Raw genomic sequence first — 19,390 nt, 5'->3', positions numbered from 1 at the left:
CCGATTTAAAAAGAAATAAAATCTTTTAAATCGATTAATATATTGAAATCACTCAATTATTTAAAGTTTCACTCTTGCGTTTCTAAAAGCTGCCACGTATTTTCCGTTCAAATTTCAACGGCCTTATCGTCATTAACAAGGAACGCGTCATGAACGAGCTTGGGGTTCATAATCCTGCCAATGGAGTTGAGAAACTCGGACTCGGCGAGGCTTCCCGCGTCTTTTATAACCTCAACGAAGGCGAATTATACGAAGAGGCGATCCGCAACGGCGAAGCCGAACTGACCATCGATGGCGCGCTGCGCGCCGTCACCGGTCAGCATACGGGCCGTTCGCCGAAGGACAAATTCGTCGTCCGCGATGCCTCCACCGAAGACACCATCTGGTGGGACAACAACAAGCCGCTGTCGCCGGAAAATTTCGCATTGCTGCGCCAGGATATGCTGGCCCATGCCGCCGGCAAGACGCTCTATGTTCAGGACCTGATCGGCGGCGCCGATGAGGAAAACGCTTTGCCGACACGCGTCGTCACCGAGCTTGCCTGGCATTCGCTGTTCATCCGCAACCTTTTGATCCGGCCGAAGCGGGAGAAGCTGGCGGGTTTCAGCCAAAAGCTGACCATCATCAATCTGCCGAGCTTCAAGGCCGATCCGGCCCGTCACGGCGTCCGTTCGGAAACCGTGATCGCTTGCGATCTCACCAATGGTCTCGTCCTCATCGGCGGCACCTCCTATGCCGGCGAAAACAAGAAGTCGGTCTTCACGGTTCTGAACTATCTCCTGCCGGCAAAGGGCGTCATGCCGATGCATTGCTCGGCCAATGTCGGCCCTGAGGGTGATTCCGCTGTGTTCTTCGGCCTTTCCGGCACCGGCAAGACCACGCTTTCGGCTGATCCGTCGCGCACGCTGATCGGCGATGACGAACACGGCTGGGGCGAGCACGGCATCTTCAACTTCGAAGGCGGTTGCTACGCCAAGGCAATCAAGCTTTCGGCGGAAGCCGAACCGGAAATCTACGCCGCGACCCGCCGTTTCGGCACGGTTCTCGAAAACGTCGTGCTGGACGAAAACCGCGTTCCTGATTTCAACGACAACTCGCTGACGGAAAACACCCGCAGCGCCTATCCGCTGCACTTCATTCCGAATGCATCGGAAACGGGCCTTGCCGGTCATCCGAAGACGATCATCATGCTGACGGCGGATGCCTTCGGCGTGCTGCCGCCGATTGCCCGTCTGACGCCGGAACAGGCCATGTACCACTTCCTGTCCGGTTACACGGCAAAGGTCGCGGGCACGGAAAAAGGCGTGACGGAGCCGGAAGCGACCTTCTCCACCTGCTTCGGTGCGCCCTTCATGCCGCGCCACCCGGCGGAATACGGCAACCTGCTGCGCGAGCTGATCGGCAAGCATGGCGTGGATTGCTGGCTGGTCAACACCGGCTGGACCGGTGGTGCCTACGGCATCGGCAAGCGCATGCCCATCAAGGCGACGCGCGCGCTTCTGACGGCTGCTCTCACCGGCGAACTGAAGGGTGCCGAATTCCGCACCGATGCGAATTTCGGTTTCGCCGTGCCCCTGTCGCTGGAAGGCGTGGACAGCGCAATCCTCGATCCGCGTTCGACCTGGGCCGATGGCGCAGCCTATGATGCGCAGGCGAAGAAGCTGGTGTCGATGTTTGTCACCAACTTCACCAAGTTCGAGGATCATGTCGACAGCAAGGTTCGCGATGCGGCACCCGGCCTGCTGCTTGCGGCTGAATGAATGAAGCCTCATACGTGAGGGGGAGGGAACCCGGCCTTGTGCCGGGTTTCTTTTTGCCTGCTTGTTTCATTTTGTCGGCTGTTTTCATTTTTTGCGATCTGTGGCATCACCGGCGCGGAGAAAGATCATGGCCAGCGACCCGCTTTACATCAATAACCGTATCACCATCGCCGGCTGGGAGCTGACGGAGCAATTCGTGCTGGCCGGTGGGCCGGGTGGCCAGAACGTCAACAAGGTCTCGACGGCGGTTCAGCTGTTTTTTGATATCGCCAATTCGCCCTCCCTGTCGGACCGGGTGAAGGCAAATGCCCTGCGCCTGGGTGGCCGGCGTGTTTCGAAAGAAGGCGTTCTGATGCTCGAGGCGAGCCGGTTTCGCAGCCAGGAGCGCAATCGCGAAGATGCCCGCGAAAGGCTGAAGGAACTGATCCTTGAAGCAGCCGCCCCGCCGCCACCGGTGCGCAAGGCCACCAAGCCCACCAAAGGCTCGGTCGAGCGCCGCCTCAAGGCGAAATCCGGACGCTCGGACGTCAAGAAAATGCGTGGCAAGCCATCAGGCGACTAGGTCGCAGCTGGATGGCAAAATGTTTCGCACTTGTCATAGAGCTTCATATATCGTCTGGTAAGCCTCTCTACAACCAAGGAGGGTGCTATGGGTCTATTCAGTTTCATCAAGGACGCGGGAAAAAAGCTTGGTATCGGCGGTGGCGATGATGCCCCCGATGTTGAAGCGGTCAAAAAGGAACTCGCTTCCCATGATCTCGGCACGGACAAGGTTCAGGTCGAGGTGGTGGATGACAAGGTCGTTCTGAAGGGCGAAGTGGCCGATCAGTCCGCTTTCGAAAAAGCGGTCATAGCAGTCGGCAATACGCTCGGCATTTCCAAGGTCGAGGCCGGCGAGCTGACAGTGGCTGCGGCACCGGCGAAGGAGCCCGTCTTATACACGGTCAAGAAGGGCGACAATCTCTGGAAGATCGCGGAAGCCCAGTATGGCAAGGCAAATGGCGGCAAGAACAACATCATCTTCGAAGCCAACAAGCCGATGCTGACCCATCCCGATAAAATCTATCCCGGACAGGTCCTGCGTATCCCGGACCTTGCGTAAGAACGGGTTTTAACCGCTGCTATCGAGATGCCGCCTTGCGCGGCATCTTTCACAATTTGCGAAGCGCCACCGTGTCGATCAGGTGGTTCTTTCCCTTGCGCAAGATGAGGTCGGCACGCGGACGCGTCGGCACGATGTTCTGGCGCAGGTTCTTCAGGTTGATATTCTGCCAGAGACCCTCGGCAATACTGAGCGCCGCTTCTTCGCTGATCGACGCATAGCGGTTGAAGAATGAATTAGGGTCGCGGAACGCGGTTTGCCGCAGGTTCATGAACCGGTTCACATACCAATTGTGAATGAAGTCCTCATCGGCGTCGATATAGATCGCGAAATCGAAGAAGTCGGAAACGATCGGCACGATCCGCCCGCCCGCCGGCAGATCGCGCGACTGCAGCACATTGATGCCTTCGAAGATCAATATATCCGGCCGGTCGATGACCGTGAATTCGTTCGGCAGCACGTCATAGGTCAGGTGCGAATAACGTGGCGCCTTCACATTCGGCTGGCCCGCCTTTATCGCCGAGAGAAAACGCAGCAGGGCGCCGATATCGTAGCTTTCCGGAAACCCCTTGCGCTCCATCAGGTTCTCGCGCCGAAGCACCTCGTTCGTGTAAAGAAACCCGTCAGTGGTGATGAGATCGACCTTCGGGCTGGAGGGCCAGCGGGCCAGAAGCTCCTTCAGGATACGCGCCGTCGTTGACTTTCCAACGGCCACCGAACCGGCAATGCCGATGACGAATGGCGTCTTGTTGATATCCGCCATGTTCAGAAAGCGGTTGCGCTGTTCGAAAAGCAGCTGCGATGCCTCCACATGCGATGACAGGAGGCGCGACAACGACAGGTAGATCCGCCGCACTTCGTCGAGGTCGATCGGATCGTCCAGCGAACGCAGCCTTTTCACCTCGTCGCCGGAGAGGGTAAGCGGCGTGTCGGCTCGAAATTTCGCCCATTCTTCCGAACTGAAGAAGTGATAGGGCGAATATTCATCCGGCCGGAAATGATCGAGTGTACTCGGCATGCCTCTCTCCCCGCTGCCTGCCTTTACATTCATGATGTCGGCCTCGCCGCCTTTTCCGCAAGCCCCGTCTGTCCGGTTCGGCGCTCCAGTTCGGCAAAAACGTCGTCCAGGGGGATATCGGCAATCTTCAGCACCACCAGCAGATGATAAAGCAGATCGGCGGCCTCGTTCGTCAGCCCGTCGCGGTCTTTCGCGATGGCGGCGATAACGGCCTCAACCGCCTCTTCGCCGAGTTTTTTCGCCGCACGTTCCTGGCCCGCCGCAACGAGTTTGGCTGTCCAGGATTCGTCAGGAGATGCGGCGGCGCGTGTCGCGACGATGCGTTCCAGATCGGAAAGGGAAAATGCGCTCATGAGAGGTTCCTGCAATCAGCCGAGACGCATGGCGATGCCATGCTCTGCCATATAGGTCTTGGCTTCACCGATCGAATAGGTGCCGAAGTGGAAGATCGAAGCGGCAAGCACTGCGGTTGCGTGACCATCACGAACCCCGGCCACCAGATCGTCCAGCGTTCCGACGCCGCCCGAGGCGATGACGGGCACACGAACCTGATCGGCAATGCTGCGGGTCAGGCCGATATCGTATCCGCTTTTGGTGCCGTCGCGGTCCATCGAGGTGACGAGCAGTTCGCCGGCACCGCGTTCGACCATTTTGACGGCGAATTCCACGGCGTCGATACCGGTCGGCTGGCGTCCGCCATGGGTGAAGATTTCCCAGCGGCCCGCTTCCCCGTCCTTCGAAACCTTTTTGGCGTCGATGGAGACGACGATGCACTGGTTGCCGAACTTGTCGGCCGCCTGCGCAACGAAGTCGGGGTCCTTCACCGCTGCAGAATTGATCGAGACCTTGTCGGCACCGCAGAGAAGCAGCTTGCGGATATCCGCGACGGCGCGGACGCCGCCGCCGACAGTCAACGGCATGAAGCAATGGTCGGCGGTGCGAGATACGACGTCGAAAATCGTGTCGCGATTGTCGGACGAGGCGGTGATGTCGAGAAAGCAGAGTTCGTCCGCTCCCGCCGCATCGTAGGCTTTCGCCGCCTCGACGGGATCGCCGGCATCAATCAGGTCGACGAAGTTCACGCCCTTGACGACACGGCCGTCTTTCACATCGAGGCAGGGAATAACGCGGGCTTTGAGGGTCATGCTCTTGCCTCCTTGGCTGAGGCGGCCTTGATCAGCGCCAACGCCTCCTGCGGATCGATGCGCCCATCATAAAGCGCGCGGCCCGAAATTGCGCCCTCGAGCTTTGCAGCATCCGGCTGCAACATGCGCTTGATGTCTTCGATGGAGGCAAGGCCGCCGGAGGCGATGACCGGGATCGACACGGCATCCGCCAGTTCAAGCGTCGAGGCCCAGTTGATGCCGGCCAGAATGCCGTCCCGATCGATATCGGTGTAGATGATGGCGGCGACGCCGGCACCTTCGAAACGTTTGGCAAGTTCGATGATGCCGAGTTCCGAGGCTTCCGCCCAGCCCTCAACGGCGACCTTGCCGCCCTTGGCATCGATGCCGACGGCAACCTGGCCTGGGAAACGCTTGCAGGCTTCCAGAACCAGAACCGGATCACGTACCGCCACGGTGCCGAGAATGACGCGGGCCAGCCCACGGCTCAGCCACGCTTCGATATGGTCGAGATTGCGGATGCCGCCGCCGAGCTGCACCGGATTTTTCGTGGCTTTGAGGATTGCGTCGACGGCCTCGCCATTCACGGTCTCGCCCGCGAAGGCACCGTTGAGATCAACGACATGCAGCCACTCGAAACCTTGGTCCTCGAAGGCTTTCGCCTGCGCGCCTGGGTCTGTGTTGTAGACGGTAGCCTGGTCCATATCGCCGAGTTTCAGGCGAACGCACTCACCGTCTTTAAGATCGATTGCGGGAAAAAGGATCATGTCAGGGCTTCCAGCGCAGGAAATTGGAAATCAGGGCAAGGCCGAGCGTCTGGCTTTTTTCCGGGTGGAATTGGGCGCCCGCCATATTGTCGCGGCCGACGAAAGCCGTCATCGCGCCACCGTAACTGGTGGTGGCGATGACATCCGCCGGATGTTTCGCCGCCAGATGATAGGAATGCACGAAATAGGCGTGCAAGCCGTCCGCGCCAGTCCTGATGCCGTCAAACAGAGGATGGGCATGCCGTATTTCCAGCGTGTTCCAGCCGATCTGCGGAATTTTAAGCGTCGGATCGGAAGGGGTCATCTCGATGACGTCGCCTTCGATCCAGCCAAGCCCTGTGCTGACAGTCTTTTCCAAGCCGCGCGAGGACATCAGCTGCATGCCGACGCAGATACCGAGGAAGGGGTGGGCCTTTTTCTCGACGGCTTCGATGAGCGCCTCATGCATGCCGGGAACCGCATCGAGACCGGCGCGGCAATCCGCATAGGCGCCGACACCAGGCAGGACGATACGGTCCGCCGATGCGACGTGATCCGGCTTGTCGGTCAGGTCGATGGTTGCATTGATACCGGCTTCGCGGGCGGCGCGCTCGAAAGCTTTGGTGGCCGAACGCAGGTTGCCAGAACCGTAGTCGATGATCGCGACACGCATGTCAGCGCCTTCCATTCAAGTCGAAAAGAAACGATCCGGCGGGATCGTTAGCGAAATTTTTGCCGCCGCTCTTTTGCGGTGAGGGGGTCCACACCGGCTGAGACAGCTGTTCCGTCGTTTCGGTGTCGGAGAGACCGGAGAAATATATCTCTTCGGCACTCGAAAGATCAGGGGCGGAAATGATCGAGGTCATCGTCCAGCCCTTGCCGATCAGGTGCCGAATAAGAAAATCGCGCCCTTCCAGTGCGGTGAGGAGGGCAATGGCGACGCAGCACAGAATGCTCACCGGTTCGAATCCGGGTAACATTGACGCCCAGCCGGCCAGAACGAGAATCGTAAAGACGACGATTGCCGCCAGCCATAGCCGGTTTGCGGCCAGCCATAGCCAGGGCGCAATCAGAGCCAGCCAGACGAACCGGTCTGCTATGAAACGGGTCGTCTTGTGGTCCCTGTCCGGCCCGTTGGGGGCTTCCAGAACGAGATAGCTTGTCATGGGCTTCCTGACAGCTTTGGCGGTCAGGCCAGCATGCCCTTTGTCGAGGGAACGCGGCCTGCCTGCCTGGGGTCGATCTCGGTTGCCGCGCGAAGAACGCGGGCAACGGCCTTGAAGCAAGTTTCGGCGATATGATGGTTGTTGGCGCCGTAATGGTTCAGGATATGCAGCGTGATGCCGGCATTCTGAGCTAGCGCCTGAAAGAATTCACGCACCAGTTCGGTATCGAAGGTGCCGATCTTCGGTGCAGAGAAGTTCACATTCCACACGAGGAAGGGACGGCCGGAAATATCGACGGCGGCCTTGGTCATCGTCTCATCCATGGCGAGATCGAGCGAGGCATAACGTGTAATACCGCGCCGGTCGCCCAACGCCTTGGCGATGGCCTGGCCGATGGCGATGCCGGTATCTTCCACGGTGTGGTGGTCGTCGATATGCAGGTCGCCTTTCACATCGATGTCCATGTCGATCAGCGAATGGCGGCTGAGCTGGTCCAGCATATGATCGAAAAATCCCACGCCGGTGGAAATTGTCGATTTGCCGGTGCCGTCGATATCCACGCGCACCGAAACCGAGGTTTCGTTGGTCTTGCGGATGATCTCGCCTTTACGTTCTGCCATCTGTGGCCGCTCCGTGAAAATGTCGCCGTTCCTTATCAGCACGGGACACAAATATCCAGTTGTTCCATCGTCTTGCCCGATCTGCGCAAAACGGTGCGTTGCGGGCAGGATTTGCAATCGTGAAAAGCAAACTTACATAGAACTCGAGAAGGGCCGGATGCCGGCCCGTTAACAGCAGGCCCGGCAGGGCAGACAGGTGTTTGATGACAACGATTATTACAGTCAGGAAGGGCGGCAAGGTCGTCATGGCTGGCGATGGTCAGGTAAGCCTTGGCCAGACCGTCATGAAAGGCAACGCCCGCAAGGTTCGCCGCATCGGCAAGGGTGAAGTGATTGCCGGTTTTGCCGGTGCTACGGCCGATGCCTTTACGCTGCTCGACCGTCTCGAAAAGAAACTCGAGCAATATCCCGGCCAGTTGATGCGCGCGGCCGTCGAGCTTGCGAAGGACTGGCGCACGGACAAATATCTGCGCAACCTCGAGGCCATGATGCTGGTGGCCGACAAATCCACGACACTCGCCATCACGGGTAATGGTGACGTGCTGGAACCGGAACATGGCGCAATCGCCATCGGTTCCGGCGGCAACTACGCCTTTGCGGCCGCCCGCGCCATGATGGACACAGACAAATCGGCAGAGGAGGTGGCGCGTAAGTCGCTCGATATAGCCGCCGATATCTGCGTTTATACCAACCATAACCTCGTCATCGAAACCCTCGACGCCGAGTAAGCATATTTCTCACCCCATTTCTCACCCAAGGGTCCTGTGGGCCGGGCCGGAATGGCCGGTCGGAACAGGAAAGCCGAGAGGACAGAATGACCACTTTTTCTCCCCGGGAGATTGTCTCGGAACTCGACCGCCACATCATCGGCCAGCATGATGCGAAACGTGCGGTCGCGATTGCGCTGCGCAACCGCTGGCGTCGCCAGCAACTCGATGAGAGCCTGCGCGACGAAGTCATGCCGAAAAACATTCTGATGATCGGGCCGACCGGTGTCGGCAAGACGGAGATTTCCCGCCGCCTTGCCAAGCTTGCCGGCGCGCCCTTCATCAAGGTCGAGGCGACCAAATTTACCGAAGTCGGTTATGTCGGCCGCGATGTCGAGCAGATCATCCGCGATCTGGTCGAGATCGGTATCGGTCTCGTACGTGAAAAGAAACGCGCCGAAGTTCAGGCAAAGGCGCATGCCAGCGCCGAAGAACGGGTGCTCGACGCCCTTGTCGGATCGACCTCCTCTCCTGCGACACGCGAAAACTTCCGCAAGAAGCTGCGCGATGGCGAGCTGGACGACAAAGAAATCGACATCGAGGTTGCAGACAGCGGCTCGGGCATGCCCGGCTTTGAGATTCCCGGCATGCCGGGCGCCAATATCGGCGTTCTCAACCTGTCGGAAATGTTCGGCAAGGCCATGGGCGGTCGTACCAAGAAGGTGCGCACCACGGTCTCCAAATCCTACATCGATCTCGTCCGCGACGAATCCGACAAGCTGCTCGACAATGAAATGATCCAGCGCGAAGCGGTGAAGTCGGTGGAAAATGACGGCATCGTCTTTCTTGACGAGATCGACAAGATCGCCGCCCGCGATGGCGGCATGGGTGCCGGCGTCTCGCGTGAAGGTGTGCAGCGCGATCTCCTGCCGCTGGTCGAAGGCACGACGGTTTCGACGAAATATGGCCCGGTGAAAACGGACCACATCCTGTTCATCGCATCCGGCGCGTTCCATGTGGCAAAGCCGTCCGACCTTCTGCCGGAGCTTCAGGGTCGCCTGCCTATCCGCGTCGAGCTGAAGCCGCTGACGAAGGAGGATTTCCGCCGCATCCTGACAGAGACGGAAGCGAGCCTCATCCGCCAGTACAAGGCGCTGATGGCGACGGAAGAACTCGACCTCGATTTCACCGACGATGCGATCGATGCTCTGGCCGATGTGGCCGTTCATCTTAACTCGTCGGTCGAAAATATCGGTGCGCGCCGCCTGCAGACGGTGATGGAGCGTGTTCTCGACGAGATTTCCTTCAACGCACCGGATCGAGGCGGCTCCGCCGTCAAGATCGATCAGGAATACGTCAAAAAACATGTCGGTGATCTTGCCGCCGATACGGATTTGTCCCGCTACATTCTCTGAACATTTCGGAGAGTAACGCCAGGAGAGTGCGGCCACATTTGCCGCACTCTTTTATTTTATCGCCTTGTCTCGCATTCAGCCCCCATTTTGTTTATGGGAAAGGCTGCATTCCGGTTGGAACCGCTTTGTTGGAATGGTCCGGTTTCCCCTTGTTCCGGGAAAGACCGGCTTGAGAAAAGGCATTCGCTCGTGCGCAAAACTCTTCTGGCATTTGCCGCCGCTTTGACGTTTACCGTCGTCTCGCCTTCTTATGCCGAGGCAGCAACGGTCGTTCCGCCGGGCAATCGCAATGCCGAGCAGCCGGGCGTTCCAGGCGCCTCCGCACGCAGGACCAAGGCCTCCAATACCTCTTTCGAGCGCAAATATCAGAAGGTGATCGATCTGCTGTCCTCCGACAAGGCGCTGGTCGCCAAGATCAAGGCCACCGCCGGGCGCTATGGTATCGATCCGATCCATATGATCGGGGCGATCGTCGGCGAGCATACCTATAATGTCGACGCCTATGACCGCCTGCAATCCTATTACGTCAAGGCCGCCTCCTATGCCGGCAGCAGCTTCCGTTTCGGCTACAAGGACGAAACCATCGCGCAGTTTCTGGCGCATTCGCAATTTGCCAAGTGCCAGTCGAAGAAGGATTCCTACAGCCTGTGGAACTGTCGGGAAGATGTCTGGGAAGACAGCTTCCGCGGCAAGACGGTGGATGGCGTCGCCTATCCGAACAATCGTCTCAGTGCCGTATTTTTCCAGCCCTTTTACGCCGGACAGACCTTCGGTCTCGGCCAGATCAATCCGCTGACGGCGCTGATGTTGTCCGACATGGTGTCAAAAACCTCGGGTTACGAGAAGCTGGACGAAAACGACGCTACCGCCGTTTATACGGCGATCATGGATCCAGACCGCTCGCTGGCCTTCATGGCGGCGTCTATCCGCAAATCGATCGACGACTACAGATCGATTGCCGACATGGATGTTTCCAAAAATCCGGGCGTTACCTCCACGCTTTATAATGTCGGTGGCTCGACGCAGCGCGCGGCCGCGCTCGCCCAGAAGAACCGTCAGCGTGCAGCAGGCGGGGAGCAGCCGCTGCTGCCGGAAGAAAACTATTACGGCTGGCTAGTGAACGACCGCATCAAGGACCTGCAGGCGCTTTTGTAGAAAAAGGCGATTATCGTCCGCATTCTTTCCAAAATGGAAATAATATTTGGTTGCGCCTCGCAATTGACGAACGCCTGCCTCCGCGTCCAATCTGCGCTCTTAAGATAAAGAGGAGGCGCATGTGAGCCGCACGAATAAATTCGGTCTTTCCATCGATGACAGGCTTTATGCTTTTTTGACGGATGAGGTTTTGCCGGGCACGGGTCTCGATGCAGAAACTTTCTTCGAAGGCTTTTCGGCCATCGTCCATGAGCTTTCCCCTGTTAATCGTGAATTGCTCGCAAAGCGCGACGCCTTGCAGGAAAAACTGGATGGTTGGTACCGGCAGAACGGCGCGCCGACGGATTTCGATGCCTATGAAGGGTTTTTGAAGGAAATCGGCTATCTGCTGCCGGAAGGTCCCGGCTTCACGGTGGAAACGAGCAGCGTCGATCCGGAAATTGCTGCCGTCGCAGGCCCGCAGCTCGTCGTGCCGGTCATGAATGCGCGTTATGCCCTGAATGCTGCGAATGCACGCTGGGGTTCGCTTTACGATGCGCTCTATGGCACGGATGCGATTTCCGATGCGGATGGTGCGGAAAAGGGCAGGGGCTACAATCCGAAACGCGGCGACAAGGTCATTGCCTGGGCGCGAAACTTCCTCGACGAATCGGCTCCGCTCGGAACGGTAGGCTGGTCGGATGTGACCGGCTTCAGGATCGTTGACGGCGTATTGCAGTTTGCAATCGGTGACGGCACGACGGGGCTGAAGGACGCCGCGCAATTCAAGGGCTTCACCGGTGAGGCAGGTAACCCGGCCACGATCCTGCTTGGCAAGAACGGTTTGTACACCGAGATCGTCATCGATCCGACGACTGAAATCGGCAAGGGTGACAGGGCGGGCATATCGGACGTCGTTCTCGAATCGGCTCTGACGACCATCATGGACTGCGAGGATTCGGTTGCTGCTGTTGATGCCGAGGACAAGGTGCTGGTCTACGGCAACTGGCTTGGCCTGATGCGCGGAGATCTGACGGAAGAGGTTTTGAAGGGCGGCAAGACCTTTACCCGCAGCCTTAACCCCGATCGTTATTATACAGCCCCCAATGGTTCGGCACTCACTTTGCCGGGGCGCTCCCTGATGCTGGTGCGCAATGTCGGTCATCTCATGACCAATCCGGCGATCCTGGACAGGGATGGCCGTGAGGTGCCGGAAGGCATCATGGATGCCGTCGTGACGGGACTGATCGCGCTTTACGATGTCGGCCCGTCCGGGCGGCGTCAGAATTCCCGCGCCGGTTCCATGTATGTCGTCAAACCGAAAATGCACGGACCGGAGGAAGTCGCTTTCGCCAACGAGATTTTCACGCAGGTCGAAAACCTCGTCGGCATGGTGCCTAACACCATGAAAATGGGCATCATGGATGAGGAGCGCCGCACCACGGTCAACCTCAAGGAAAGCATCCGCGCGGCAAAAGACCGGGTCGTCTTTATCAATACGGGCTTCCTCGACCGCACGGGCGACGAGATTCATACCTCGATGGAGGCAGGCCCGATGATCCGCAAGGGCGATATGAAACAAGCGCCCTGGATTGCGGCTTACGAGAATTGGAACGTCGATATCGGACTGGAATGCGGCCTTTCCGGCCATGCGCAGATCGGCAAGGGCATGTGGGCCATGCCTGACCTGATGGCCGCCATGCTGGAGCAGAAGATCGCGCATCCCAAGGCTGGCGCGAACACCGCCTGGGTGCCTTCGCCGACGGCGGCGACGCTGCATGCCACGCATTATCACAAGGTCGATGTCGCGGAGGTTCAGGAGGGTTTGAAAAGCCGCGGTCGCGCAAAGCTCTCCGATATTCTTTCAGTGCCGGTCGTGCCGCGTCCCAACTGGACGCCGGAGGAAATCCAGCGCGAACTCGACAATAACGCGCAGGGCATTCTTGGATATGTCGTGCGCTGGGTCGATCAGGGCGTTGGTTGCTCCAAGGTGCCTGACATCAACAATGTCGGGCTGATGGAAGACCGCGCCACGCTTCGCATCTCCGCACAGCATATGGCCAACTGGCTGCGCCACGGTGTGGTCACGGAAGAGCAGATCGTTGAGACCATGAAGCGCATGGCCGGTGTGGTCGATAGCCAAAATGCCGGCGATCCGGCCTATCTGCCGATGGCGTCCGACTTTGAAGGATCGGTCGCTTTTCAGGCCGCCGTCGAGCTCGTACTGAAGGGCCGGGAGCAGCCGAATGGCTATACCGAACCGGTTTTGCATCGCCGTCGCCTGGAACTGAAGGCGAAGCAGGCGGCCTGAAGCCGCGCCAGGCTTTAATAAACAAAAAAGCCGCCGGGGAATTCCACGGCGGCTTTTTCTTTGTCCGATATCTGATCTTACTGGATCACGACGACCTTGGTGCTGCGGCCGGGACGAACGCGGCTGTAAAGGTCGATGACGTCCTGGTTGATCATGCGGATGCAGCCGGAAGAGGCGGCGGTGCCGATCGAGGCCCATTCGGGCGAACCATGGATGCGGAACAGCGTGTCCTGTCCCTTTTCGTTGAAGAGGTACATGGCGCGCGCACCGAGTGGGTTGGAAAGGCCCGGACCCATGCCTGCCTCGACATACTTGGCGACTTCCGGCTTGCGGTCCGCCATTTCCTTCGGCGGATGCCACATCGGCCATTCCTGCTTCCAGGCGACATAGGCTTCACCAGCCCAGGCGAAACCAGCCTTGCCGACGCCGATACCGTAACGAACTGCGCGGTTGCCGGACATGATATAATAAAGGAAACGCTCACGCGTGTTGACGATGATCGTGCCCGGACGTTCGTTCGTCTGGAACTCGACGATCTGGCGACGGTACTTCTCGTTCACACGATTGATCGGAATGGCTGGCAGCGCATAGCCCGCGTCGGTCACAGAGCCGTAAACATCGTTGAAGATCTGGACGGTTTCGACCTTTGCCGGAACCGGGTCGGCGACCGGCACTGACGCCGCTACCTTGCCGGATGTCTGGCCAGATGTTTGTGATGTGGTTTCGGCGCAGCCGGCCAGAGCCAGTGCTGCCGTCAGACCAAGTACGGTCAATGAGGTACGGATGCGCATATCGTTCTCGCGGAAAATTCGCCAAATTGTGCGAAGGAGTAGGCTTAATTGGATAAATCGGTTATTTTCTATTAAACCCGACTTGGCAAGCGGTTACGCTGCCACAGAACGGATGTGCATTTAAAATTGCCTGTTGATTGTCTTTTTGCAACAATAGGCCAAACGTTTCAGCAGCCTTTATCCATGACTATTCTTTCCGTTACCAACAATAATCCGTTAATCGACGGCCGCCAGTCGGACAAGGCGATGCTGGTGCGTCGCGGTGTTCAGGTGCTTTTGCACGAGATGCGCCATTCGGTGTTGCCGGAACTGCCGCTTGCGAGCGGGAGAAGGGCAGATCTCATCAGCCTGTCGGCAAAAGGTGAAATCTGGATCATCGAAATCAAATCCTCCATTGAGGATTTCCGTGTCGATCGCAAATGGCCGGAATACCGTTTGCATTGCGACCGGCTGTTTTTCGCCACCCATCCGGAAGTACCGCTCGAAATCTTCCCGGAAGAATGCGGGCTTATCCTGTCGGATGGCTATGGCGCCCATATGCTTCGGGATGCGCCGGAACATAAATTGCCGCCGGCGACCCGCAAATCGGTGACGCTGGATTTCTCCAGAACGGCGGCAACCCGGCTGATGCTGGCGGAATGGACGACCGGGCGCAGCTTCGGAGAGTGATGCCGGTTCCAGCGCATTTTCCAGACGTAAAACCGCTTCGCACTTTGTACTGGAAATGCTCTATTTCGGCGCGCGTTTGGCCAGAATGCGCTGCAACGTTCTCCGGTGCATGTTGAGCCTGCGGGCGGTTTCCGAGACGTTGCGTTCGCACATTTCATAAACGCGCTGAATATGTTCCCACCGCACCCGGTCTGCTGACATTGGGTTTTCGGGAACTTCGGTCTTTTCCCCCTTGCGCTGCGTCAGCGCATTGAAGACATCGTCCGCATCGGCAGGTTTGGCCAGATAATCCAGCGCCCCGAGTTTCACGGCGGTAACGGCGGTTGCGATATTGCCGTAACCGGTCAGAACGACGATCTGCGTATCGTCCCTGTTCTGCCTGATGGCTTCGATGACCTCCAGACCGTTGCCATCGGCAAGCCTCAGATCGACGACGGCATATTTGGGCGGCGCAGCCTTGGAGCGCGCAATGCCGTCGCTGACCGTCTCGGCGGTATCGACCACAAATCCGCGTGTTTCCATCGCCCGGGCAAGCCGGCGCAGGAAGGGGCCGTCGTCATCAACGATCAGCAGCGATCTGTCAGGCCCGATCGGGTCGTCGTTATCCGTCGGCACGCTGATGGATGGGGTCTGGTCTTCTGTCGTCATGTTTCCGGCCTTTCGGCAACTTAGTCGGCTTTTTCTTCTTCTTATCGCCGCTTCAACGTGGATGGTAAAGTCAACGGCTTCTTTTATCGTCCATAAGCGCCCGAGGCCAGACGATTGTAACCCGCGCTCCAGTTCCGCTCAGGCCACGATTTTCAAAGGTAACGGTGGCGCCGGACCGTTCCAGCAGTGTCTTGGCGATAAAAAGCCCAAGGCCCAACCCGCCCGCTCGCGTGTCGTTGTGACGTTCGGTCACATAGGGTTCGCCGATGCGGGCAAGCACGTCATGGGCATATCCCGGCCCATCGTCCTCGATGGTGACTGCGACATTCTGCGAATCATAGTCCACGGTCACGGTTACTTTTTCCCGCGCATAGTCCACGCCGTTTTCGATGAGGTTGCCCAGCCCGTAAATGACGCCGGCATTCCGGATACCGACCGGCTCGTCGACCCGGTTGTTCTTTTCGACGAGATCGAGACGGATGCCGAATTCACGATGCGGCGCCATCACCTCCTCGATCAGCGAAGAGAGCGGCAGGCGCCGCATATGTTCCTCATTGTCGGTGGAAAGCGATGTGAGGCGGCGTAGAATATCGCGGCACCTTTCGCTCTGGCTGCGCAGCAGCGCTATGTCTTCGCCAAACCTTTCATCATTGCCGAGTTCCCTCTCCATTTCCTTGGCAACGACGCTGATTGTCGCCAGCGGTGTGCCCAGCTCGTGCGCGGCGGCGGCGGCCAGCCCGTCCAGCTGGGAAAGGTGTTTTTCCCGTTCCAGCACCAGCTCGGTTGCGGCCAGCGCGTCGGCCAGCTGGTTCGCCTCGTGCGAAACGCGATAGGCGTAGAATGCCGCGAAAGAGGTCGTGGCGACGATCGCGACCCAGGTGCCGACATGTAGCAGAAGCTGGATCGGCAACACCTCGCCGGGATACCAGGGGACCGGAAACGGCGAAAAGGCGATCGCCGTCGAGCAGATGACGGCAAAGGCGAGGAGGATAAGCGAGTGCCGAAGCGGCTGCGAGGCAAAGGCGATGATGACCTGAACGCAGATCAGCGGGGCGAAAGGATTGGAAAGACCGCCGGTGATGTAGATGAGTGCCGTCAGTTGCAGCAGGTCGAAAGCAAGCAGCAACGTCGCTTCCCACGGCTCCAGACGATAGGTGGAGGGGAAACGGGCGGTGAGAAACAGATTGGCGAGCGCCAGTGCCGCAATCAAAAGGCTGCAAGCCAGAAGCGGCAGGGGAAAATGCAGCGCGGATGCAACGAACAGGATCGTCGCGCTTTGTCCCGCTACAGCCAGCCAGCGCAGCCATACGATGGTTTGCAGCCTTATCCTGCGGCTGGCGCGGCCAAGCCTTGTCGTTTCGATCGGATGGCCAGCCACCTTCGTCTCCTCTACGCTTTTCATCGTCGTCACGTTCCGCGCGGTTTTACGCGGCTGGTCGGCAATGCCGATGCCGGGTCCTCCGGCCATGGATGGCGCGGATAACGCCCGCGCATATCCGCCCGCACGTCTTTCCATGATCCCGCCCAGAAACCGGGAAGATCGCGTGTCGTCTGTATCGGCCTGTGCGCCGGCGAGGTCAATTCCAGCAGCAGCGGCAACCGCCCCTGCGCGATGGCCGGGTGGGTGGTCAGTCCGAAAAGCTCCTGCACGCGAATGGAAAGGGTCGGTTCGCTGGCGTCGTAACGAATGGGATGCCGCTGGCCCGTCGGTGCTTCGAAATGCGTTGGCGCCAGCCTGCCGAGATCGCGCGCGACCTCATGGGGTACCAAAGACAAAAGCCCCTCGGAAAGACTGCCGGGCCGGATATCCTGCAGGCTGCGCGCGCCGTGCTGGAAAGGAACGAACCAGTCATCCAGTCGCGAAAGTAATGCCTCGTCGCTGACATCCGGCCAGGGTTCACCGATGCTGGTGTGCAGAAAGCCGATCCTGTCGCGCAGCTGCAGGGTTTCTTTCGAGAGGGGAAGGATGCCGATGCCGAATTCCCGAACACCGTTGGCCAGAGCCTGCGCTGCCCGTTCGCCTTCGGGGCGGGGCAGGGGCGTCTCGTCGAGGATGATCGCGCCGAGACGCGTGACGCGGCGTGCACGCGCCTGGCCGCTCGCTTTGTCGAAAAGCAGCTGATCCTGCTGTGCGATAAGGTGTGGCATCCGCTCTTCTATATCGGCCCGCTCTATGCTTGCCGCAGAAAGGATGCGCGGTTGCGCCGCCCGCCCGGTAACATCGGCCACCACCAGCATCCTGCTCGCCGCCAGCCGTTCGGTCTCGGCAAGTTCGGCGCCGCGGCCATTCGCCATCACATAGCGGCCGCGTGCTCCGCGCTGAAGGGCAATCCGGTCCGGATAGGCGTGCAGTAGCAGGGGACCAGCCTCGCTTGCCTGTTCGGTTATCGCTTTTGCACCGCCGATCGCATCGAGAAGTCTCGATGCCAGCTTGCGCGCCGCCTGCGCCCTTTCGCTTCTCTCGGAAAGAAAGCGCCGCAGTCTTTCATCGAGATCGATGTCGTTTCCGCCCAGGCCCTGTTCCGTCAGCATGACGGCGAGCATCGCCGCCGTTTTCCCGCTGCCTTCGCTCGCAGCCGCAATCACCATTGCCGCGAGCCGTGGCGGCAGTGAAAGGCCGCGCATCAGGCGGCCGCGTCGTGTCAGTGCGCCGCCTTCGTCAAGCGCACCCAGATTTTTGAGAAGCGCAATCGATTCCTTCAGCGCCGCCTCGGGAGGCGCATCCAGAAAAGCAAGCGCGGCAGGATCATGAACGCCCCAATGGGCAAGATCGAGCGCGAGACCGGAAAGATCGCTCGCCAGAATTTGTGGTGGCGTAAAGGCGTTGAGCGCCGCCGTCTGTCCCGGATGCCACAGGCGGACCGCAATGCCGGGTTCCGTTCGCCCGGCGCGGCCGGCTCGCTGGTCGGCGGAAGCCCTGGACACCCGCACGGTCTCCAGCCTTGTTATTCCTGTGGCTGGTTCGAAGACCGGTAGTCGCTGCAATCCGCTGTCGATCACCACACGCACGCCGTCGATGGTAATCGACGTTTCGGCGATCGAGGTGGCAAGCACGATCTTGCGCCGTCCGGCCGGTGCCGGCTTGATCGCCGCATCCTGCTCCTTCTGGGAAAGATTGCCATAAAGCGGGATAATATCCGTATCGTCGGAAAAACGACCCTCCAGCCGGTTGGCCGTGCGGGTGATTTCCGCCTGACCCGGCAGGAAAGCAAGGATGGAACCTGTTTCCGATGCATGGGCTTCAGTGATGGCCTTGCTAACCTTCTCCTCGACCGGAACGCCCTGCCAGCGATCCTCGTAGCGAATGTCGATCGGGAATGTCCGGCCAAGGCTCTGAATGACCGCAGCCTCCCCCATCAGCGCACTGATGCGCTCGACATCAAGGGTAGCGGACATGACGAGGATGCGCAGATCCTCGCGCAATCCCTCCTGCACATCGAGCGCAAGCGCCAGTCCGAAATCGCCATCCAGTGAACGTTCATGAAACTCGTCGAAAATCACGGTCGAAACGCCGGCAAGTTCGGGATCGTCCAGAACCATCCGGGCGAATACCCCTTCGGTCACCACTTCTATCCGGGTTTTCGAGGAGATACGGTTGTCGAGTCGCATGCGGTAGCCGACGGTTTCTCCAACATTCTCGTGAAGCAGGTCGGCCATGCGCCCTGCCGCAGCCCGGGCGGCAAGCCGGCGCGGTTCGAGAAGAATGATCTTGCCGTCGCCGCGCCATTCCTGCTGCAAAAGATGGAGAGGCACCAGCGTCGTCTTGCCCGCACCCGGTGGGGCCGAGAGAACCGCACGCTTTGCTTTGCCCAACACTTCGGCGATATCGGTCAGAACGTCGCTGACGGGAAGTTCGGGTAAGTCGGTCTTTATAGGGGCTGGCGTTCTGGTCATGCAAACAGGCCTGCGGCAATCGGGTTGTTGTTTGAGCGTCTCATATGCCGTTTCTAAAGCACGGCCCGGTGCTTTGACAGCCGGCTTTGAGGGTTTAGCGAAGGCTCTTCCGGCAAAATCACGGCTCTTGGCAGGCTATTTGCGAAAACCCATGGGAATGGGACCCCACATGCGCGGCGAAAACGGAGGAGGATTCCACCTCCACGTCCCTCCCGGCCCCACTGTTTGCGAAATTATCCTGTATTTTCAGTATCATAGCAAAAATGTCAGTTTTTTGACGATGGG

At 59.0% G+C, this 19,390-nt stretch carries 20 protein-coding genes; 9 read left to right on the top strand and 11 right to left on the bottom strand.

From position 1 onward, the window contains the following. The first annotated feature begins 149 nt into the window (after window positions 1-149). From RS75_RS08390 to lysM, 3 genes are all read left to right on the top strand, one after another. Window positions 150-1,760 (top strand): phosphoenolpyruvate carboxykinase, encoded by a 1,611-nt coding sequence (locus RS75_RS08390; protein ID WP_045019244.1) that lies wholly within the window; start codon window positions 150-152, stop codon window positions 1,758-1,760. A 127-nt stretch (window positions 1,761-1,887) separates the two neighbouring features. Next, window positions 1,888-2,322: an alternative ribosome rescue aminoacyl-tRNA hydrolase ArfB gene (gene arfB / locus RS75_RS08385; protein ID WP_045019243.1), complete on the top strand. Its 435-nt coding sequence runs from the start codon at window positions 1,888-1,890 to the stop codon at window positions 2,320-2,322. A gap of 87 nt (window positions 2,323-2,409) precedes the next feature. Beyond that, window positions 2,410-2,862 carry a peptidoglycan-binding protein LysM gene (gene lysM, locus RS75_RS08380; RefSeq protein ID WP_045019242.1) on the top strand — a complete coding sequence of 151 codons (453 nt, stop codon included), beginning with the start codon at window positions 2,410-2,412 and terminating at the stop codon, window positions 2,860-2,862. Window positions 2,863-2,911: 49 nt separating this feature from the next. Here the strand turns inward: lysM and coaA are convergent, their stop codons facing one another. From coaA to hisB, 7 genes are read right to left on the bottom strand one after another with little or no spacing between them, the layout of a single operon-like run. Beyond that, window positions 2,912-3,913, bottom strand: a complete 1,002-nt coding sequence (gene coaA / locus RS75_RS08375) for a type I pantothenate kinase (RefSeq protein ID WP_200893621.1) — start codon at window positions 3,911-3,913, stop codon at window positions 2,912-2,914. Further along, entirely contained in the window at window positions 3,910-4,233 is a 324-nt protein-coding gene (locus RS75_RS08370) for a phosphoribosyl-ATP diphosphatase (protein ID WP_045019241.1), read from the bottom strand. Before RS75_RS08370 ends, coaA begins: the two co-directional genes overlap by 4 nt. A 15-nt stretch (window positions 4,234-4,248) precedes the next feature. Continuing rightward, a complete protein-coding gene (gene hisF / locus RS75_RS08365; protein ID WP_045019240.1) occupies window positions 4,249-5,025 on the bottom strand; it encodes an imidazole glycerol phosphate synthase subunit HisF in 777 nt (258 codons plus the stop codon). Next, window positions 5,022-5,771: a 1-(5-phosphoribosyl)-5-[(5-phosphoribosylamino)methylideneamino]imidazole-4-carboxamide isomerase gene (gene hisA / locus RS75_RS08360; RefSeq protein ID WP_045019239.1), complete on the bottom strand. Its 750-nt coding sequence runs from the start codon at window positions 5,769-5,771 to the stop codon at window positions 5,022-5,024. Before hisA ends, hisF begins: the two co-directional genes overlap by 4 nt. 1 nt (window position 5,772) lies before the next feature. Continuing rightward, entirely contained in the window at window positions 5,773-6,423 is a 651-nt protein-coding gene (gene hisH / locus RS75_RS08355) for an imidazole glycerol phosphate synthase subunit HisH (RefSeq protein WP_045019237.1), read from the bottom strand. Between the two features lies 1 nt (window position 6,424). Continuing rightward, on the bottom strand, window positions 6,425-6,916 hold the full coding sequence (locus RS75_RS08350) for a DUF2628 domain-containing protein (protein WP_045019235.1): 492 nt from the start codon (window positions 6,914-6,916) through the stop codon (window positions 6,425-6,427). A gap of 23 nt (window positions 6,917-6,939) precedes the next feature. Beyond that, window positions 6,940-7,536, bottom strand: a complete 597-nt coding sequence (gene hisB, locus RS75_RS08345) for an imidazoleglycerol-phosphate dehydratase HisB (protein WP_045019811.1) — start codon at window positions 7,534-7,536, stop codon at window positions 6,940-6,942. A 203-nt stretch (window positions 7,537-7,739) separates the two neighbouring features. On the opposite strand from hisB, the gene hslV reads away from it, so the two are divergent. The 4 genes from hslV (at window position 7,740) to RS75_RS08325 (ending at window position 13,103) form a co-directional block, all read left to right on the top strand. Further along, window positions 7,740-8,264 carry an ATP-dependent protease subunit HslV gene (gene hslV / locus RS75_RS08340; RefSeq protein ID WP_003516283.1) on the top strand — a complete coding sequence of 175 codons (525 nt, stop codon included), beginning with the start codon at window positions 7,740-7,742 and terminating at the stop codon, window positions 8,262-8,264. An 86-nt stretch (window positions 8,265-8,350) separates the two neighbouring features. Then, the gene (gene hslU / locus RS75_RS08335; RefSeq protein WP_045019233.1) at window positions 8,351-9,658 is read left to right on the top strand and encodes an ATP-dependent protease ATPase subunit HslU; all 1,308 of its coding nucleotides are present in this window, start codon (window positions 8,351-8,353) and stop codon (window positions 9,656-9,658) included. Between the two features lie 189 nt (window positions 9,659-9,847). Continuing rightward, on the top strand, window positions 9,848-10,813 hold the full coding sequence (locus RS75_RS08330; RefSeq protein ID WP_045019231.1) for a DUF1402 family protein: 966 nt from the start codon (window positions 9,848-9,850) through the stop codon (window positions 10,811-10,813). Window positions 10,814-10,934: 121 nt separating this feature from the next. Continuing rightward, window positions 10,935-13,103: a malate synthase G gene (locus RS75_RS08325; RefSeq protein ID WP_045019229.1), complete on the top strand. Its 2,169-nt coding sequence runs from the start codon at window positions 10,935-10,937 to the stop codon at window positions 13,101-13,103. Between the two features lie 77 nt (window positions 13,104-13,180). Here RS75_RS08325 and RS75_RS08320 read toward each other — a convergent pair whose 3' ends face one another. Continuing rightward, complete coding sequence (locus RS75_RS08320; RefSeq protein WP_045019227.1) at window positions 13,181-13,894, bottom strand: L,D-transpeptidase; 714 nt, start codon at window positions 13,892-13,894, stop codon at window positions 13,181-13,183. Window positions 13,895-14,077: 183 nt separating this feature from the next. On the opposite strand from RS75_RS08320, the gene RS75_RS08315 reads away from it, so the two are divergent. After that, window positions 14,078-14,563, top strand: a complete 486-nt coding sequence (locus RS75_RS08315; RefSeq protein ID WP_045019225.1) for an MmcB family DNA repair protein — start codon at window positions 14,078-14,080, stop codon at window positions 14,561-14,563. Between the two features lie 60 nt (window positions 14,564-14,623). On the opposite strand, the gene RS75_RS08310 is transcribed toward RS75_RS08315, so the two are convergent. From RS75_RS08310 to hrpB, 3 genes are all read right to left on the bottom strand, one after another. Continuing rightward, window positions 14,624-15,211 carry an ActR/PrrA/RegA family redox response regulator transcription factor gene (locus tag RS75_RS08310; RefSeq protein WP_045019223.1) on the bottom strand — a complete coding sequence of 196 codons (588 nt, stop codon included), beginning with the start codon at window positions 15,209-15,211 and terminating at the stop codon, window positions 14,624-14,626. A 70-nt stretch (window positions 15,212-15,281) separates the two neighbouring features. Continuing rightward, a complete protein-coding gene (locus RS75_RS08305) occupies window positions 15,282-16,589 on the bottom strand; it encodes an ActS/PrrB/RegB family redox-sensitive histidine kinase (RefSeq protein WP_084686705.1) in 1,308 nt (435 codons plus the stop codon). 29 nt (window positions 16,590-16,618) lie between these two features. Then, the gene (gene hrpB / locus RS75_RS08300; protein ID WP_045019220.1) at window positions 16,619-19,105 is read right to left on the bottom strand and encodes an ATP-dependent helicase HrpB; all 2,487 of its coding nucleotides are present in this window, start codon (window positions 19,103-19,105) and stop codon (window positions 16,619-16,621) included. On the opposite strand from hrpB, the gene RS75_RS26985 reads away from it, so the two are divergent. Further along, window positions 19,104-19,390 (top strand): hypothetical protein (locus tag RS75_RS26985; RefSeq protein ID WP_210165681.1); only part of this gene is annotated, 287 nt, incomplete at its 3' end. The two genes, hrpB and RS75_RS26985, sit on opposite strands and share 2 nt — an antisense overlap.

Origin of the sequence: Rhizobium nepotum 39/7 (genome assembly GCF_000949865.1) — a bacterium.
In the GTDB taxonomy this organism is placed as follows: Bacteria; Pseudomonadota; Alphaproteobacteria; order Rhizobiales; family Rhizobiaceae; genus Agrobacterium; species Agrobacterium nepotum.
Note: the sequence above shows the minus strand (reverse complement) of the source record. Positions and strands in the feature narration are given on the sequence as shown.

Bases quoted from the DNA above. Each gene is read 5' to 3' on its own strand.
- RS75_RS08390 (WP_045019244.1), top strand. From the start codon at position 150: ATGAACGAGCTTGGGGTTCATAATCCTGCCAATGGAGTTGAGAAACTC.
- arfB (WP_045019243.1), top strand. From the start codon at position 1,888: ATGGCCAGCGACCCGCTTTACATCAATAACCGTATCACCATCGCCGGC.
- lysM (WP_045019242.1), top strand. From the start codon at position 2,410: ATGGGTCTATTCAGTTTCATCAAGGACGCGGGAAAAAAGCTTGGTATC.
- coaA (WP_200893621.1), bottom strand. From the start codon at position 3,913: ATGAATGTAAAGGCAGGCAGCGGGGAGAGAGGCATGCCGAGTACACTC.
- RS75_RS08370 (WP_045019241.1), bottom strand. From the start codon at position 4,233: ATGAGCGCATTTTCCCTTTCCGATCTGGAACGCATCGTCGCGACACGC.
- hisF (WP_045019240.1), bottom strand. From the start codon at position 5,025: ATGACCCTCAAAGCCCGCGTTATTCCCTGCCTCGATGTGAAAGACGGC.
- hisA (WP_045019239.1), bottom strand. From the start codon at position 5,771: ATGATCCTTTTTCCCGCAATCGATCTTAAAGACGGTGAGTGCGTTCGC.
- hisH (WP_045019237.1), bottom strand. From the start codon at position 6,423: ATGCGTGTCGCGATCATCGACTACGGTTCTGGCAACCTGCGTTCGGCC.
- RS75_RS08350 (WP_045019235.1), bottom strand. From the start codon at position 6,916: ATGACAAGCTATCTCGTTCTGGAAGCCCCCAACGGGCCGGACAGGGAC.
- hisB (WP_045019811.1), bottom strand. From the start codon at position 7,536: ATGGCAGAACGTAAAGGCGAGATCATCCGCAAGACCAACGAAACCTCG.
- hslV (WP_003516283.1), top strand. From the start codon at position 7,740: ATGACAACGATTATTACAGTCAGGAAGGGCGGCAAGGTCGTCATGGCT.
- hslU (WP_045019233.1), top strand. From the start codon at position 8,351: ATGACCACTTTTTCTCCCCGGGAGATTGTCTCGGAACTCGACCGCCAC.
- RS75_RS08320 (WP_045019227.1), bottom strand. From the start codon at position 13,894: ATGCGCATCCGTACCTCATTGACCGTACTTGGTCTGACGGCAGCACTG.
- RS75_RS08315 (WP_045019225.1), top strand. From the start codon at position 14,078: ATGACTATTCTTTCCGTTACCAACAATAATCCGTTAATCGACGGCCGC.
- RS75_RS08310 (WP_045019223.1), bottom strand. From the start codon at position 15,211: ATGACGACAGAAGACCAGACCCCATCCATCAGCGTGCCGACGGATAAC.
- hrpB (WP_045019220.1), bottom strand. From the start codon at position 19,105: ATGACCAGAACGCCAGCCCCTATAAAGACCGACTTACCCGAACTTCCC.